This is a genomic window from Metabacillus halosaccharovorans (assembly GCF_002019635.1).
Taxonomy (GTDB): domain Bacteria; phylum Bacillota; class Bacilli; order Bacillales; family Bacillaceae; genus Metabacillus; species Metabacillus halosaccharovorans.
In genome coordinates, this window is sequence record NZ_KV917371.1 from 1,857,261 (window position 1) to 1,874,012 (window position 16,752).

Genomic DNA, 16,752 nt, shown 5'->3' on the forward strand with positions numbered 1-16,752 from the left:
GTTTATGACCCAGGTCTTTATCTTCCACTTTTTCCTGCACCAACAAATGTTTCTTTTTGATCAAGCTTCTTATATAAATCAAGAATGATTTTTTTACTGTAACCAAAGTCTGTTGGTAACACAGTATTTGTGGTGGCAGTCAGATCAACAGCTGTTTCAAAAGGACGCACAGAAATAACCGTTACAATTAAAAATGCCTTTCTAGGGCGGTCAATGTTCACGCTCATTTCTCCACGTTCTTCTGATACCGAAGTCACTGTCATCCCCGGGTTTTGCTCAATTAATTCCTTTACTGACTGCAATGCTTTTTTATTTGTTGTTTTATAATAACGGCTTTGCAAGTCTGGATTATAATGTTTATCCCTTGTTTCTTGATGCGTGCTAAAAAAATCCTTAATTTTATTCACAAAACTCATTTTAGAATTCCCCTTTATTATTTATTTTTCCCTTTATGTATGAAAAGTTATTCTATTACTATCATACTGAAATTTTCCGATAATAAAAAGAGGTGCAGATTAAATAATCTACACCTCTGAATGTTTTGTTTCAAATTAAAGAGCTTTCGCTTCCGCTTGCTTTACTTGTACAGGTCCCATACCTCTTGGTATTTCGATATTTTCACGTGTTTGTGCACCTAAAGACTCCGCAATATGGTCTGCAGCAATATTTGGATCTAAATCACCACAAGTGTAAACATCAATACTTGCATAACCATGCTCCGGAAAACTATGAATGGTTAAATGAGACTCAGAGATGATAACAACTCCACTTACTCCTTGTGGAGCAAATTTGTGGAAAGCAACCTCTCTAATTTCTGCACCTGACTTTAACGCCGCATTTACAAATGTTTTTTCAATGTAATCCATGTCATTTAACTTATCAAAATCGCATCCCCATAATTCTGAGATTACGTGTCTACCCATTGTTTCCATATTCATGGATCCCCCTTTAACTAGTTTTTACATGAATTCTTCGCGTATGGTATGTGTACTACCACGGGGGAAAGTTAGTCCAGAGAGGTCCTAACCCTTTAAGTAGCCTTAACACCTTGGCTTTGATAAGAAGTTCACGAAAAATAGTATACTTTGTTTGTATATGTTTTGCAACAAACTTTTGAAAAATTATTTGTCATATCTTAGTTAAAGGGTTTCATCCAACATGATCATGCATTTATTACTTTTTCCGTAGGAATCTTAATTATCCGTTAAATTCTCATACACCTAATAATTGTGACATACTTTTTTCTACCATTTTTGTTAAATCAACTACTCTGCATGAGTATCCCCATTCATTATCATACCACGCCAGTACCTTCACTTTATGATGATCAATGACCATAGTTGATAAACTATCGACGATTGCTGAGAAGGGGTTTGTATTATAATCAACGGATACTAGAGGCTCTGTAGAATAATCAAGAATGCCTTTTAATGATGTTTGTGATGCTGATAAAAAGGCATGATTAATTTCATCTGCCGTAACAGATTTATCCACATCAACAACCAAGTCAACAAGTGATACATTCGGTGTTGGTACTCTTAGTGCCATTCCATGAAGTTTGCCTTTCATTTTAGGCAAGACCAGCTCCAGAGCTTTTGCAGCACCAGTTGTCGTAGGAATGATCGACTGTCCGCAGGCCCTTGCTCTCCTTAAATCTTTATGCGGATTGTCAATATTTCTTTGGTCATTCGTGTACGCATGAACGGTTGTCATAAGACCATTTCTTATTGTAAACTCCTCATCAAGTATCTTTATGACAGGGGCTAAACAGTTCGTGGTACACGAAGCATTTGATATAATTATATGCTCATTCGCATTATAATTTTGTTCATTTACTCCCATAACAATTGTGATATCTTCATCCTTTCCCGGTGCTGTTAGTATCACTTTTTTTGCTCCAGCATTCACATGTAGTATCGCCTTTTCTTTATGATTAAATTTGCCTGTTGCTTCTATAACAATATCGATATTTAACCGCTTCCAAGGAAGCTCTTCAGGATTCCGCTCATCCAACAATAACACCTTTCGACCATTCACGACTAAATGATTGTCCATAGCGATCACACTACCCTCGAAAGCTCCATGATTTGTATCATAATTAATTAAATGTGCCAGCGTTTCTGCAGGGTAGCTTGCATTGATCGCTTTTATGTTTAACCCTTCTGAAATAGCTCGTCGAAAAACCATTCTCCCTATTCGACCAAATCCATTTATTGCTATATTAGTCACCATAATAAAAATCCTCCCTCTCCATATATGTCATACTAATAATCAATAAACCCTAATTAGTATAACACATTATATGTAAATATAGATCGTTTTTTTCATCCTTGTAAAGCATATTTTTAAAATGGGCATTATTAATACTTATTGGTAAAAGGTTAAAAAGTAAAAAAAAGAGACATATAATAGTCTCTTTTTTCGTCTAAATCCATTTTTTTAACACAGCTTCCAGCTGGGTTTGTGTATTTTCTAAGGAACCGTTATTATCAATTATTTCATCAGCAAGTTTTCGTTTATCTTTTAAAGGAAGTTGTGATTGGATACGTAGTTTTGCCTCCGCCTCGGTATAACCATTTCGTTGCATTAACCGCTCTAATTGAGTTTGTTCATCTACATATACAAGAAGTGTTTTATCCACCATATAGGTCAACTTGCTTTCAAATAATAATGGAATATCCAGGACAGCTGCACGCGATCCTTGTTTTCTTTCTTTTTCTACTTGTAGAAGCATTTCTTTACGTACTTCAGGGTGAACAATCTTATTTAGTTGTTCTCTCCTCTTATGATCACTAAAAATCAAAGCACCTAACTTCCCACGATCCAGAGTATGGTCCTGTTGTAAAATGTCCACACCAAAAACATCAACAATTTGATTATACGCGGGTTTTCCTATTTCAACGACATCCCTTGAGATTTCATCAGCATCTACAACTGTTATTCCTAACTTTTTTATCATGTTTGAAACCGTACTTTTTCCGCTTGCTATTCCACCTGTTAATCCAATGACAACTGTCACAGCATTTTGCCTCCATCATTTATAGTTTCCATATACCTATCATAATGAGAATGATCCCCGGAAGGCAAGAGAATTTATCTACCCATGAAAATCTTGAAAAAATATGCCCGGATTTAATTCCTATCGAAACAAAAAGAGAGCTCATACACGCTACCAATACACTCATAATAATTGGCGAATACCCCAATAAAGCAGCTCCAATTCCAGCACCAAAGGCATCTAAAGATAATGCCAACCCAAGTAAAAATGCTTCAATTCCTGTAATTGTTCCTGATTTATCAATATCTGCTGTCATCGGCTTTCTAAGTATATTAATGACAATACCAAGGGTTTTAATTTCAAAGTTTATGATCGTTTTCTCAACTTCTTCTTCCTCTCCGCTTTCCTTTGAGGGTCGAAAAAATTGATATAAAACCCATGCCCCAATCAGCATTAAAATAAATCCGCCAAGCTTTTCGGTAATATAAATAGGGAAAATCCTTGTTAACACCTCACCAAGAAACATAGCCCCTAGCATAGTTCCTGCAGAACAACACGCAATAATCAATATCGACTTTAAGGGGATTCTCATTTTCCTCATTCCATACGTAAATCCAACTGAAAAACTATCTAAACTAACTGCGAATGCTAATAACAAAAGTGAAGTATATTGAAACATACAGGTCTAGCCCCTTCCTTCTGATTGCTAACATAGTGTATGATAAACGCCTAGAGAATGTTAAAGAAGAAAGTATTTTTTTCGATATGGGCTACCTTATGTTTTCTGCTCACTAATTAGAATCGCAGAAAAAAGGGTAAAGACATCTTTTTGATATCTTTACCCTTTTTTATTTTTGGCATGTTGAACAATAATGTGTCCCACGTCCACCAACAACAGTTTTCGTTAAAATCCGCCCACATTTTTTACATGGTTCATTTGTCCGCCCATAAACATATAGCTGAAGCTGAAACATCCCAATCTCACCTTGTGTGTTTACGTAAGATCGAATCGTGCTGCCCCCTTGTGCAACGGCCTCATTAAGAGTGTTGACAATTTCATTGTGTAAATGTTCAATTTCTTGATTCGATAATTGCCCAGCTGTTCGCTCTGGGTTTATTCCCGCTCTGAATAAAGCTTCATCTACATAAATATTGCCAAGTCCTACAACGACTGATTGATCAAGTAAAGCGGTTTTGATTTTACGAGATGTTTTCGCTAATCGTTCTTTAAGATATTCTTTGGTAAATTGTGTTGAAAAAGGTTCAGGGCCTAACTGAGAAAGAGGAGGATATTGCTCCTCTTCTCCTTTTTTAAATAAATGCATAGTACCAAATTTTCTTACGTCCCGATACCTAAGCTCTGTGTTGTCTGTAAATGTAAACAACACATGTGTATGTTTTTCTACTTCATCATTAGCCGAGAATAAACCATACCTTCCTTCCATCCTTAAGTGAGATACAAGGACATAGTCATCCAAAATAAATTTTAAAAATTTTCCTCTCCGATTCACATCATGAATGGTTTGACCTGCTAATGCATCTTTAAACTGTTCAATTTCATCAGGTTTTTTGATCATTTTTGGCCAATGGATAGAAACCTTTTTTATTGTTTTACCTTTTACAAGTTCAATCAGTGTTCTTCGCACTGTTTCAACCTCTGGTAATTCAGGCATGTACTCACATCCTTTTAGAATAAAGTTTATTTCGCATCATACCATGAGTTTCCATAAGAATAATCTACTTTTAGAGGTACTTTTAATTCAACAGCATTTTCCATTACCTCTGGAACAACTTTTTCAAGAATAGCTACTTCCTCTTTTGGAGCTTCAAATATCAATTCATCATGTACCTGTAACAATAATTTCGTTTGCAGGTTTTCTTTTTTTAATCTTTCGGCCATATCAATCATAGCTTTCTTAATTATATCAGCTGCACTCCCTTGTATAGGTGTGTTCATTGCCGTTCTTTCTGCAAAGCTGCGAAGATTAAAATTGCGGCTAGTAATTTCCGGTATATATCTTCTTCTTTGGAGCAGTGTTTTAACATAGCCTTTATCTCTTGCATCAGCAACAATATCTTCCATGTATTCCTGAACTCCAACGAATGATTCCAGATAGCGCTTAATGAATTCTCCTGCTTCTTTACGAGTAATTCCTAAGTTTTGTGAAAGTCCAAAATCACTTATTCCATACACAATACCAAAGTTAACTGCTTTCGCTTGTCTCCTCATATTTGAGGTAACTTGATCTTCTGATACATGGAAAACATCCATTGCAGTTTTTGTATGAATATCTAAGTCATTTTGGAATGCATCTACTAAATTTTTATCGTTCGCAATATGTGCTAATACTCTCAGCTCAATTTGTGAGTAATCTGCTGCAAAAATGACCCAATCCTTCTCAGATGGAACAAATGCCTGCCGAATCTTTTTCCCTTCCTCTAAGCGGATTGGAATGTTTTGGAGATTAGGATCTATTGAGCTAAGTCTGCCTGTCGTCGTTAATACTTGATTAAATCTTGTGTGAATTTTTTGCGTATCTTTGTGAACAACCTTTAGTAAGCCCTCAATATATGTAGATTGTAACTTCCCAAGTTGCCGGTAATGGAGAATATCCTTTACAATCTCATGTTTATCTTCAAGCTTTTCTAATACATCCGCAGAAGTTGAATATCCAGTCTTTGTTTTTTTCACAACAGGCAGATTTAATTTTTCGAATAAAATGACACCAAGCTGTTTTGGCGAATTAATATTAAAGGCTTCTCCTGCATGGGCATAAATACTCTCTTCTAATGTCTTTAACTGATCAGTAAGGTTTTTTCCCATTGTTTTCAATCGATCCACATCCACTTTAACACCAGTTGCTTCCATTTCGGCAAGTATTAATGATAAAGGCATCTCTAAATCATATAAAAGAGCAGATTGATCATTTTCTTCTAATTGATTAATAAGCTTTTCCTTTAAATCAGACATAGCTAGTCCTTTTCGAACAAGATGCTCTCCTACCTGATCATCACCTGGTATAGAACGCTTTGCTCCTTTACCGTACACAACCTCGTCATGTTGGACAACGAATACTCCATGTGCTTTTGAGACACTTGCTACATCCTCGAAGGTAGCAGAAGGATTTAATAAATACGCCGCAATTAATATATCAAAGTTAATTCCTTTTAATGAAATCCCTTTCCATCTAAGAGCTACAGTTGTTTTCTTCCCATCATAGACTGTTTTCTTCTTTGTTTCATCTTCTGCCCATTCTTTGAATTGAGCAGAATTTAAAGCTAACTCCGCAGGTATGAAGTAATGTCCTTGTTGATTTATGATCGAGAAGCCTATAATATCAGCTTGATGATAGCTATCCTCTAAAACCTCTGCATAAAGAGTAGCTTCATCCGATAAAATTTCTTGTGAGAACTCACTGACAACTTCAAAACTGATCTCTTCTATTTCCTCCTCTTCAGCAGCATCCGTTCCTATTTTTTCTAATAAAGAATTAAAACCTAATTCTTTGAACAGCTCTGTAACCTTTTTAGAATCAAACCCCTCATAGTGAGCTTCATCCAGTCCAATAGCAATCGGTGCTTCACAGTCTATGGTAGCGAGTTTTTTACTCATTAATGCTTGGTCGCGATTTTCCTCAAGTTTTTCTTTAAGCTTTTTCCCACTGACCTTGTCAATTGACCCTAGAACATTTTCCAATGATGTAAACTCTGTTAACAGCTTAATTGCTGTTTTTTCTCCTACGCCAGGAACTCCCGGTATATTATCAGACGTATCACCCATTAAGCCCTTCATATCAATGATTTGCTCTGGTGTTAGGCCATACTTTTCCTGTACAAACTCCGGCGTATATGAATCCACATCTGTAATACCCTTTTTCGTAATATCCACAGTTATTTTGTCAGTTACTAATTGTGTTAAATCTTTATCTCCAGAAATAACCTTAACTTCATAGCCGTCCTTCTCAGCTTGTCTTGATAATGTCCCGATAATATCATCTGCTTCATAATTTTCCAATTCATATCTTGATACTTGGTAAGCATCCAACAGCTCCCGGATAAACGGAAATTGCTCTGATAATTCAGGAGGAGTTTTTTGTCTTCCTCCCTTATACTCTTGGAAGGTCTCGTGTCTAAATGTTGTTTTTCCTGCATCAAATGCAACAAGCATATGTGATGGCCTTTCATCCTCAAGAATCTTCATCAATATCATCGTAAACCCGTAAATCGCATTCGTATGTACACCTTTATCATTGTTTAGTAAAGGTAATGCAAAAAAAGCACGATAAGCGATACTATTCCCATCAATTAATACTAGCTTTTTTGTCAATCCTTTTCCTCCTCTATTCATGCGAAAAATAATAATTCGCAAGCTTTCATTTTTTTACGTATGTAAAAACCCTGATTCTCCACTTCTATTTTATCATGACTACAAATAGAAAGGAAAACCAGGGCTCTATTCACATGTTTATTGCATTTTAACGGTTAGTAAGTCTCACTTTATTGTACTCCCTTTAGCAAACTTGCATAAGGTGAATCGAATGGAATGATGATGACTGTTTCTTCATCGATGGTTTGTTTATAAGATTGTAATGTCCTGTACATTTCATAGAATGCAGGATCCTTTGAATAAGCAGTATTATAAATTTTTGCTGCTTCTTTTTCTCCTTCACTTCGAATAACCTCAGCATCAGCCTCTGCCTTAGCAAGCATTTCTTTTACTTCTCGATCTGTTTCAGCTATGATACTATTTTTTTCGGCATCCCCTTTAGATAAATAACCCTGTGCAGTTGATTCACGTTCCGAGATCATTCTCGTAAATACAGATTCTTCATTTTCTGAAGGAAGGTCAGTTCTCTTCATTCGAACATCTTTAACAACAATCCCATAGTTACCTTGTTCAAGCAGATTGTTAACGATATCTGTTACTTTGTCATTTAAGCTGCCTCTTGAAGACTTTTCATCATTGATAATTTCATCGTAATTTAATTGTCCTAATTCAGAACGAACAGTAGAGAATACATATTCAGCCATTTTTGTTTCAGCATTAACAATTGATCTTGCATTTGAAATCATTTTCTTAGGATCCTCTATTCTCCAAACAGTGTAATTATCTATAATAAGTCGCTTTTTGTCCTTTGTATTTATTTCTGCTTCTTCTACATCATAGGTCATTTGATATTTAGGTAGAGTAGTGACCGATTGAATAAAAGGAATCTTAAAATTCAGGCCCGGTTCCTCAATAATACGGACAACTTCACCAAATTGACGCACAACTTTATATTCATTTTCTTTCACAATAAATAAGTTTGTTAGAATAACGACAAGAAGTGCAATAAAGATTAGAAAAATCACTCCTGCCCGAAGATATCCCTTAAATGTGAAGGACGTTTTTTTCTCTTCCATATTTACAACATTATCATTGGCCATTCGTTTCACTTCCTTCCTGCTCAGTTGGTGCTACAGGTTTTGTTGCCGTTCCATCTTTGATCGGTAAATACTTCATTGTGTTTCCGTTGTCCTCCATAATGTAGATTTCTGCATTAGGAAGCACTTGATCGATTGTTTCTAATACTAAACGTTTTTTTGTAATATCCTTTGCGTTTACATATTCATTATAAATAGCATTAAACTGCGCTACATCACCGCGGGCTTCTTCCATACGGGCAGCTTTATCACCTTCAGCTGAAGACATAATGGCAGCCTTTTCCCCCTGTGCCTCTTCTGTTCGTTTGTTACGGTATTTATTTGCTTCATTCTTCCTTGTATTCATTGTTTCACGTGCATCAGTAACATTTGTAAATGCTTTTCTTACTTCTTCATTAGGTAAATCAACATCTTGTAATTTAACTGCTAAAATTGTAATCCCAATATCATATTCTTCGACTAAAGTAGTTAATAATTCTTGAACTTGCTTTTCAATTTCTACTTTTCCCGATGTTAAGGCATTATCTATTGTTGAGCTGCCGATAATGCTCCTCAAACTCGCAGAAGTAGCATCCTCAAGCATTTCCGTTGGATTTTCTGCATTAAATAAGTATTTGCCCGGTTCAGTAATTTTCCATTGAACAACCATATCTGCTAAAACAATATTTTCGTCACCTGTAATCATTTTGGTTTCTTTTGGAAAGTCCTCTACCTCTCCGTCTTCTGTTTCTTTATAGCCAAACTGAAGACTAAAGGTTTCTTTTGATAGAACTTCTACTGACTGAATCGGCCACGGATATTTAAAATGTAAGCCCGGCTCGCTTACACCTTCTTCAACTTCACCAAGTGTAATCATAACTGCTTGTTCTGATTCATCAACGGTATACCATGAAGTAAATGCAACAATTGCTAAAACAATAATTAATAAGGCAAAGCTGATGATGGAAAAAATCCTTTTCAAACTTAACATGTCTCCCCCTACCTTTCTCACGTACTTCTATTCTATTGTGATACTATACATACGATTACATTTCAAAAAGGTTTCAAATATTTCATACTTATGGATCGTCTGTCATAATCCAAGAATTAATTCATTGAGAAAGACTACTATATAGGGGGGAGTCCACTAAGCATTGCCATTATACTGATAATGAAATTAAGCCGTTTAAACAAAAAAAGGGACGTAAGTACATGACTTACGTCCAAAAGATTGGCTCCTTGGATGAAGGGGTTTTCACTTAGTATAATACCAACCTTTTATTAAGCAATCTTAAATTTGATGTAAATTAATTGTAAAGTATGTCGAAAATATAAATTATTTAGTTGAATTAAGGTAGGAGGTCTATTTTTTTATTTAATTTCACCGTAAAGGTTGTTCCTTTTCCAACTTCACTTTGAACACTAATCTGTCCCTTGTGTGCCTCAACTAAATGTTTAACAATCGCAAGTCCTAAACCGGTTCCCCCTGAATTTCTGCTTCTTGCGCGGTCAACACGGTAGAACCGTTCAAAAATTCTTGGTATTTCTTCGCTCTTAATCCCAATACCTGTATCAGACACGGTTACAAGTGCAAAATTATCTTGTTTTTCAACCCTTACACTAACAGATCCACCCTGTGGTGTATAGGTCAGAGCATTGTTAATTAAATTAATGAAAATTTGTTTTAAGCGATAGATATCGCCTTCAATATAAGTTAAATTATCGGGAAGAATCATGTTTAATTCAACATTTTTTTCTTTCGCTTTACTTTCAAGTATGACTGAAATGTCCTCCAATATTTCTCTTAGATCACAAGGTTGGATAGAGAGAAGAAAGCCTTGCTGCTCAATTTTCGAAAGATCTAATAAATCTTGAATTAACGTTTGAAGGCGATCACTTTCTTTCAAAATAATTGAAAGAAAGTATTCAGCTGTTTGTTTGTCACTAAGAGCCCCGTCTAATAATGTTTCACTAAACCCTTTTATAGAAGTAATAGGCGTTTTTAATTCATGTGAGACATTTGCAACAAAGTCTTTTCTCATTTGCTCCAATTTTTTCAATTCAGTAATATCATGGAAAACAAGAACAATTCCTTTCCACTCATCATTTGTACCGATAATTGGTGCGCCATACACTTCAAAATGTCTTCGCTCTATCTTAATTGGAAGGTGTAATTGTTTTCGGACTTTTACTTCTGTCATAAATATTTCTTCCACAATTTCAATGATTTCCTGATGCTCAAATGCGTCATGATACAATTGATAAAGAAAGCTAGCCGAATCAACCTCAAAAAGTTCCTTATATGCTCTATTAACTAAATTTATGTACCCTCTTCCATCAATTAAAATGAGGCCGCTCCCCATATTTTCAATGAGTGTTTGTAGTCGATCCTGTTGCATTTCTTGTGCCCTTGTCATGTCTTGAAGATTTCTGGCCAGTATATTAATTGACTGGCTTAACATACCTGTTTCATCAAGATGGTCTTCGTATGTACGCGCCTTATAATTTCCTTTTGCCAGCTCCATTGCCACCTTTGTTGCTGATTCAATTGGACGTGTAAATTGCGCAGTAATACGCACACCTATTAAAAGGATAATAATAAACGCGATACCTAAGCAGGCTACAAGTATCATCCACAACTGGTTATTCACTTTTGTTAATGAATCTACAGATGAACTAACGATGACGACTCCTTCACTATTCGATCCTTCTTTTATTGGAAACCCATAATACGCAACATCTTCTACCTGGTCTGTATAATAATATCCTTTTGTTCGTTCTTTCATGATCGGATATATATTCTCCATTAAACGTTGGTGATCATGACCTTCTTTTAATATTCCTGCTTCAAAAATGATTTGTTGTTGATTTGATATAACCGTTATATGTGATGTATATTTTTCTCCCAACTCATCTAGAAGTCCTTCTATCTCTTGATTTGTTAGATCCTCATTTTTCACAATTGATCGTGTAAGCTCCGCTTCTTTCATCATTTCCTCTTTAAATGAATTTAGATAATAGCTATTAAAGATTTGGCCTAATAATAACCCTAAACCTACTAACACTGAAACAATTAACGTGATGAGCGCAAATAAGAAACGTGAACGGAACCTATTCATTCATCTTAGGCTCCTCAAGCTTATACCCCAATCCTCTTATTGTTTTTATATATAATGGCTTCTTTGTATTTCTTTCAATTTTTTCTCGCAAATGACTAATGTGTACATCAACAATTCTCGTGTCTCCTGCAAAATCGTAATTCCAAACAGCACTAAGCAGTTGATCCCTTGTCAGAACACGACCTTTATGCTTAGCCAGGTAAACAAGCAACTCAAATTCTTTTGGAGTTAAATCCAAACGTTCCTTCCCATAATACGCTTCATAATGATCCGGTAAAACACGTAAATCACCAATTATTATTTGATTTGCGTCCTCAATTTCTATCGTTTCCGTATCAGCATGTGATTGACTTCTTCTTAGTATAGCTTTTATCCTTGCAACAACCTCTCTTGGACTGAAAGGCTTTGTCATATAATCATCTGCACCTAATTCTAAACCTAGTACTTTATCAAATTCATCATCTTTCGCAGTAAGCATAAGAATAGGAACCATAAGTTTCCGCTGACGAAGCTGTTTACAAACCTCAATTCCATCCATTTTTGGCAGCATTAAATCTAGTACCAGTAAATCAGGTTGTTCTTTTATACATATGTGTAACCCTTCTTCACCATCCATAGCTGTTAACACATGATAACCTGCTTGTTCTAGGTTATATTTTAATAGGGTTGAAATTGATTGTTCATCATCTACTACTAATATTCTCTTACTCATTTATAGGGCCTCCAAGGATTTAATTTCCCTTCACCTGAACCAATTATTCTTTTTATTATTCTATTGTGTATTTCTATTCTAGCGAATAGTGAGGAAGAAGAGCAACCATTCGTTTCAATATTAGTAAAAATAACTAAAGAATAAATTAATTTAGCATTTTTACTCGGAAAAAGCTGACCCATTATGAGTCAGCCCTCAATAATTACATATGCTAAAAATTCTCTAATGCTTTTCCCTCAATAGGAGTTATTTTATAAGGAGGACAAACTGTTACTTTCCCTTCCAAGACGATATCATTTTCCTTATTTTCTGCATGTACACGAATAATGATTTTGTTTTCAGAAGCAAACACTTCACTCACTTCGAACAAAAATTGAATAACACTATAATGATGAAGTGGCTGAAGAAATGAAATTTCTTGTTTGATGATATGACTTCCTGGTCCCGGCAGATACTTAGATATTGCCGAGGTAATAATCCCCGTAAGCATGATACTAGGAACAACAGGCTTTTCGTATGGTGTTTGGGAAGCATAATCATGTTGAATATACAGTGGATTAGCATCATTTGTTAATCCTAAATAAAGAAGAAGATCTTTGTCTTCGATCTTTTCGGTTAATGTTAGTTTTTCACCAACCGTAATTTCTTCAATATGCCTGCCAAGTTTCTGTTTCTTCCCTAGAAGCATATTTGCACCACCTTCATCATTTTTTATTAGAAAAGGCTAAGAAATAGTATCTTTCTTTTTTAGACTAACATGTATAAAAAAGAAAATTGAGGCTAATTCCTCAACTTTCTTCATCAGGCTGTCTATTAAAGGATCTTCATCACATTTTGTACGGAAGCAGCAGATTTCTTAAGTGCAGCTTTCTCCTCTTCTGTTAATTCAAGCTCAATAATTTGCTCCAGTCCATTTCCGCCTAAGACGGTTGGAACACCTAGATAAATTCCATTAAACCCATACTCACCTTCAAGATAAACAATTGAAGGAAGAACACGACGTTGATCTTTTAAAATGGCTTCTACCATTTCTACTAAGGAAGCAGCAGGGGCATAGTAAGCACTGCCATTTCCTAATAGATTAACAATTTCTCCGCCACCTTTTCGAGTTCTCTCCACGATTGCGTCTAAACGATCTTTAGGTATTAGTGTTTCCAAAGGAATTCCACCCGCATATGAGTAACGTACTAATGGAACCATATCATCACCATGGCCACCTAAAACGAATCCAGTTATATCTTTCACAGAAAGGTTCAGCTCTTGGGCAACAAACGTACGGAAACGAGCAGTATCAAGAACCCCGGATTGTCCAATTACTCGATGCTTTGGGAATCCGGATTCTTTATAAACTGCATATGTCATAGCATCAACCGGGTTTGTTAATACAATGATCGTACAGTCAGGAGAGTATTTTACAATTTCCTTTGTCACAGATTTCATGATATTAGCATTTGTTGAGACAAGATCATCACGACTCATTCCAGGTTTCCTGGCAATACCTGCAGTGATCACAACAATATCTGAATTAGCGGTATCTTCGTAGTTTGCTGTACCGGTAATATTTGCATCAAAGCCTTGGACAGGACTAGCCTCAAGCATATCTAGAGCTTTCCCTTTTGTCGGGTTTTCCATCTGAGGAATATCAACTAACACTACGTCTGAAAGTTCTTTTTGACCTAATAAAAATGCAGTTGTAGCCCCAGTAAAGCCACCGCCGATCACAGATACTTTTTTACGTTTAATGGCCATATCTAACATCCCCTTATATGTATAGGTTTTGAAAAAGGGCTGCTTATGTGATTGATATATTGAATGTACACATTCTCATCTTTTTTCACATAAGCAAACCCCGTCATTTTTAGATAAGCATCAACAGTTAAGCATTAGCCCATATTCTTAATTAATTCATCACCAAATTCAGAACATTTAACTTCAGTTGCACCGTCCATTAAACGTGCAAAGTCATAAGTTACAACTTTTGAAGCAATTGTCTTCTCAACAGAATTAATAACTAATTCAGCTGCTTCAGTCCATCCCAAATGCTCAAGCATAAGTACCCCGGAAAGAAGAACAGAAGATGGGTTAACTTTATCAAGACCAGCATATTTTGGTGCAGTACCATGAGTCGCTTCAAAGATCGCGTGACCTGTTTCATAGTTAATATTTGCACCTGGAGCAATTCCGATACCACCTACTTGTGCAGCAAGAGCATCAGAAATGTAGTCACCGTTTAGATTCATTGTTGCAACAACATCGAATTCACGAGGGCGAGTTAAGATTTGTTGTAAGAAAATATCTGCAATTGAATCTTTAATAATGATTTTTCCAGCAGCTTCTGCATCTGCTTGAGCTTTATTTGCAGCATCTTTACCTTCGTTTTCCGCAATGCGGTCATATTCTGCCCAAGTGAATACTTTATCACCGAATTCTTTTTCAGCAAGCTCATAACCCCAGTTTTTGAACGCACCTTCTGTAAACTTCATGATGTTTCCTTTGTGAACAAGTGTTACAGATTTGCGGCCGTGCTCGATTGCATAGTTAATTGCAGCTCTTACTAAACGGCTAGTACCTTCTTGTGATACAGGCTTGATACCGATTCCAGAAGTTTCAGGGAAACGAATTTTGTTAACTCCCATTTCATTTTTCAGGAAATTAATTAATTTTTCTACTTCTTCAGAACCTTTTGCATATTCAATACCAGCATAGATATCTTCAGTGTTTTCACGGAAAATGACCATGTCTGTATCTTCAGGACGTTTAACAGGTGAAGGTACACCTTGGAAATAACGCACTGGACGTAAGCATGTGAATAAATCCAGTTCTTGACGAAGAGCAACGTTTAATGAACGAATTCCTCCACCAATTGGAGTTGTTAGTGGTCCTTTAATTGCAATTAAATATTCACGAATAACATCTAATGTTTCAGTTGGTAGCCATTCACCAGTTTGGTTGAATGCCTTTTCTCCAGCTAATACTTCTTTCCACACAATTCCTTTTTCCCCATTGTATGCTTTCTCAACAGCTGCTTCTAATACACGTGATGCAGCAGCCCAGATATCCGGTCCAATTCCATCACCTTCAATATACGGAATAACCGGATTATTTGGTACGTCTAATACTCCATTTGTTACTGAAATTTTTTCACCTTGTGTCAAGAAAATTACCTCCCGAATTATGTAGTTGCTTCATATCTATTCTACCAATAGATATGAACATCTTAAAGTATAGTACTCTCATTTTTGGAATTAAAAGATTCCATATGTTTATATGATTAAGTAGTACTGATTCCTTTTTTGCATCCCCTCCTTACTTGAGGAAATGCATTCGGAATCAACTACTACTGACATCCAATAAAGGCTTAACGTTGCTCCAATGGAACATAATCCTGCTTATCAGGGCCAACGTATTCTGCTCTTGGTCTAATCAGACGGTTGTTTTCATATTGTTCTAAAATATGTGCTAACCAACCTGATACACGGCTTACTGCAAAAATAGGTGTGAATAAATCATGGTCAATACCTAAACTATGATAAACAGAAGCTGAGTAAAAATCTACGTTAGGCGGCAATGGCTTTTTAGAAGTAACCATTTCCTCAACTTTTGTTGACATCTCATACCATTTCGGTTCACCTGTTAAATTAGTTAACTTCTCTGACATTTTCTTCAGGTGCTTAGCTCTAGGATCTCCTTTACGATATACACGGTGACCAAAGCCCATAATTTTTTCTTTATTTGCAAATTTCTCATTGATATAGCTCTCAACATTTTCAACTTCCCCTATTTCAGAGAGCATTTTCATTACTGCCTCATTTGCACCACCATGAAGAGGGCCTTTTAAAGCTCCTATTGCTGCTGTTACACCGGAGTATACATCTGATAATGTCGCAACACAAACACGTGCTGTAAATGTAGATGCATTTAGCTCATGATCTGCGTGTAATACGAGAGCCTTGTTAAATGCCTCGATTGCAATTTGATCTGGCTCTTTTCCTGAAAGTGTATATAAAAAGTTTGCAGCCATAGATAAGTCTGTTCTAGGTTCGATTGGCTCTAATCCTTTGCGGATTCGTGCAAAAGTTGTGACAACTATAGGCAGTTGTGCCTGCAGACGAATAGCTTTTCTGTAGTTTGCACTAGGTTCCATCACATCTGCTTCATCATCAAATAAACCAAGTAATGATACAGCAGTACGAAGTGCAGCCATTGGGTGGACTTTATCGATAGGATATGATTTGAAGTGTTCAATAACCTGCTGTGGAATTTTTGCATTTTCAGCAAGCTGTTTTTTAATTTCTGCAAGTTGTTCTGAATTTGGAAGTTTTCTGTGCCATAATAAATAAACCACTTCTTCAAAGCTAGCATTTTCAGCTAAATCATCAATATTGTAGCCCACATATGTTAGAGTATCATCAATGATTGAGCTAACAGATGAAGTAGTTGCAACGATTCCTTCAAGACCTTTTGTTGCTGTCATATAAAACCTCTCCTTTGCCTTTTATTCCCCATTTGAGTCATCTTAA

15 protein-coding genes are annotated in these 16,752 nt (G+C 36.0%); all 15 read right to left on the minus strand.

Annotated features, from left to right (window positions below):
• Positions 1-17: 17 nt before the first annotated feature.
• A complete protein-coding gene (locus tag BK577_RS08620; RefSeq protein ID WP_078432521.1) occupies positions 18-416 on the minus strand; it encodes a cytosolic protein in 399 nt (132 codons plus the stop codon).
• Positions 417-551: 135 nt separating this feature from the next.
• Complete coding sequence (gene speD / locus BK577_RS08625) at positions 552-932, minus strand: adenosylmethionine decarboxylase (RefSeq protein ID WP_026560846.1); 381 nt, start codon at positions 930-932, stop codon at positions 552-554.
• Positions 933-1,212: 280 nt separating this feature from the next.
• On the minus strand, positions 1,213-2,232 hold the full coding sequence (locus tag BK577_RS08630; protein ID WP_078432522.1) for a glyceraldehyde-3-phosphate dehydrogenase: 1,020 nt from the start codon (positions 2,230-2,232) through the stop codon (positions 1,213-1,215).
• A gap of 193 nt (positions 2,233-2,425) precedes the next feature.
• Positions 2,426-3,019, minus strand: coding sequence for a dephospho-CoA kinase (gene coaE, locus BK577_RS08635; RefSeq protein WP_078432523.1), 594 nt, complete (start codon positions 3,017-3,019; stop codon positions 2,426-2,428).
• 19 nt (positions 3,020-3,038) lie between these two features.
• Positions 3,039-3,677: a sporulation membrane protein YtaF gene (ytaF, locus tag BK577_RS08640; protein ID WP_078432524.1), complete on the minus strand. Its 639-nt coding sequence runs from the start codon at positions 3,675-3,677 to the stop codon at positions 3,039-3,041.
• A 169-nt stretch (positions 3,678-3,846) separates the two neighbouring features.
• Complete coding sequence (mutM, locus tag BK577_RS08645) at positions 3,847-4,671, minus strand: DNA-formamidopyrimidine glycosylase (RefSeq protein WP_078432525.1); 825 nt, start codon at positions 4,669-4,671, stop codon at positions 3,847-3,849.
• A 26-nt stretch (positions 4,672-4,697) separates the two neighbouring features.
• Positions 4,698-7,325, minus strand: coding sequence for a DNA polymerase I (gene polA / locus BK577_RS08650; protein ID WP_078432526.1), 2,628 nt, complete (start codon positions 7,323-7,325; stop codon positions 4,698-4,700).
• Between the two features lie 170 nt (positions 7,326-7,495).
• The gene (hflC, locus tag BK577_RS08655; protein ID WP_078432527.1) at positions 7,496-8,425 is read right to left on the minus strand and encodes a protease modulator HflC; all 930 of its coding nucleotides are present in this window, start codon (positions 8,423-8,425) and stop codon (positions 7,496-7,498) included.
• The gene (gene hflK / locus BK577_RS08660; protein ID WP_078432528.1) at positions 8,415-9,392 is read right to left on the minus strand and encodes an FtsH protease activity modulator HflK; all 978 of its coding nucleotides are present in this window, start codon (positions 9,390-9,392) and stop codon (positions 8,415-8,417) included. The genes hflC and hflK overlap by 11 nt, the downstream gene beginning before the upstream one ends.
• Positions 9,393-9,750: 358 nt before the next feature.
• Positions 9,751-11,520 (minus strand): two-component system histidine kinase PnpS, encoded by a 1,770-nt coding sequence (gene pnpS, locus BK577_RS08665; RefSeq protein ID WP_078432529.1) that lies wholly within the window; start codon positions 11,518-11,520, stop codon positions 9,751-9,753.
• Complete coding sequence (locus BK577_RS08670) at positions 11,513-12,232, minus strand: response regulator transcription factor (RefSeq protein ID WP_078432530.1); 720 nt, start codon at positions 12,230-12,232, stop codon at positions 11,513-11,515. Before BK577_RS08670 ends, pnpS begins: the two co-directional genes overlap by 8 nt.
• Positions 12,233-12,443: 211 nt before the next feature.
• Complete coding sequence (locus tag BK577_RS08680) at positions 12,444-12,920, minus strand: hotdog family protein (RefSeq protein ID WP_078432532.1); 477 nt, start codon at positions 12,918-12,920, stop codon at positions 12,444-12,446.
• A 125-nt stretch (positions 12,921-13,045) separates the two neighbouring features.
• On the minus strand, positions 13,046-13,981 hold the full coding sequence (mdh, locus tag BK577_RS08685) for a malate dehydrogenase (protein ID WP_078432533.1): 936 nt from the start codon (positions 13,979-13,981) through the stop codon (positions 13,046-13,048).
• Between the two features lie 134 nt (positions 13,982-14,115).
• Positions 14,116-15,387 (minus strand): NADP-dependent isocitrate dehydrogenase, encoded by a 1,272-nt coding sequence (icd, locus tag BK577_RS08690; protein WP_078432534.1) that lies wholly within the window; start codon positions 15,385-15,387, stop codon positions 14,116-14,118.
• A 203-nt stretch (positions 15,388-15,590) separates the two neighbouring features.
• Positions 15,591-16,706 carry a citrate synthase gene (citZ, locus tag BK577_RS08695; protein WP_078432535.1) on the minus strand — a complete coding sequence of 372 codons (1,116 nt, stop codon included), beginning with the start codon at positions 16,704-16,706 and terminating at the stop codon, positions 15,591-15,593.
• Positions 16,707-16,752: the final 46 nt, after the last annotated feature.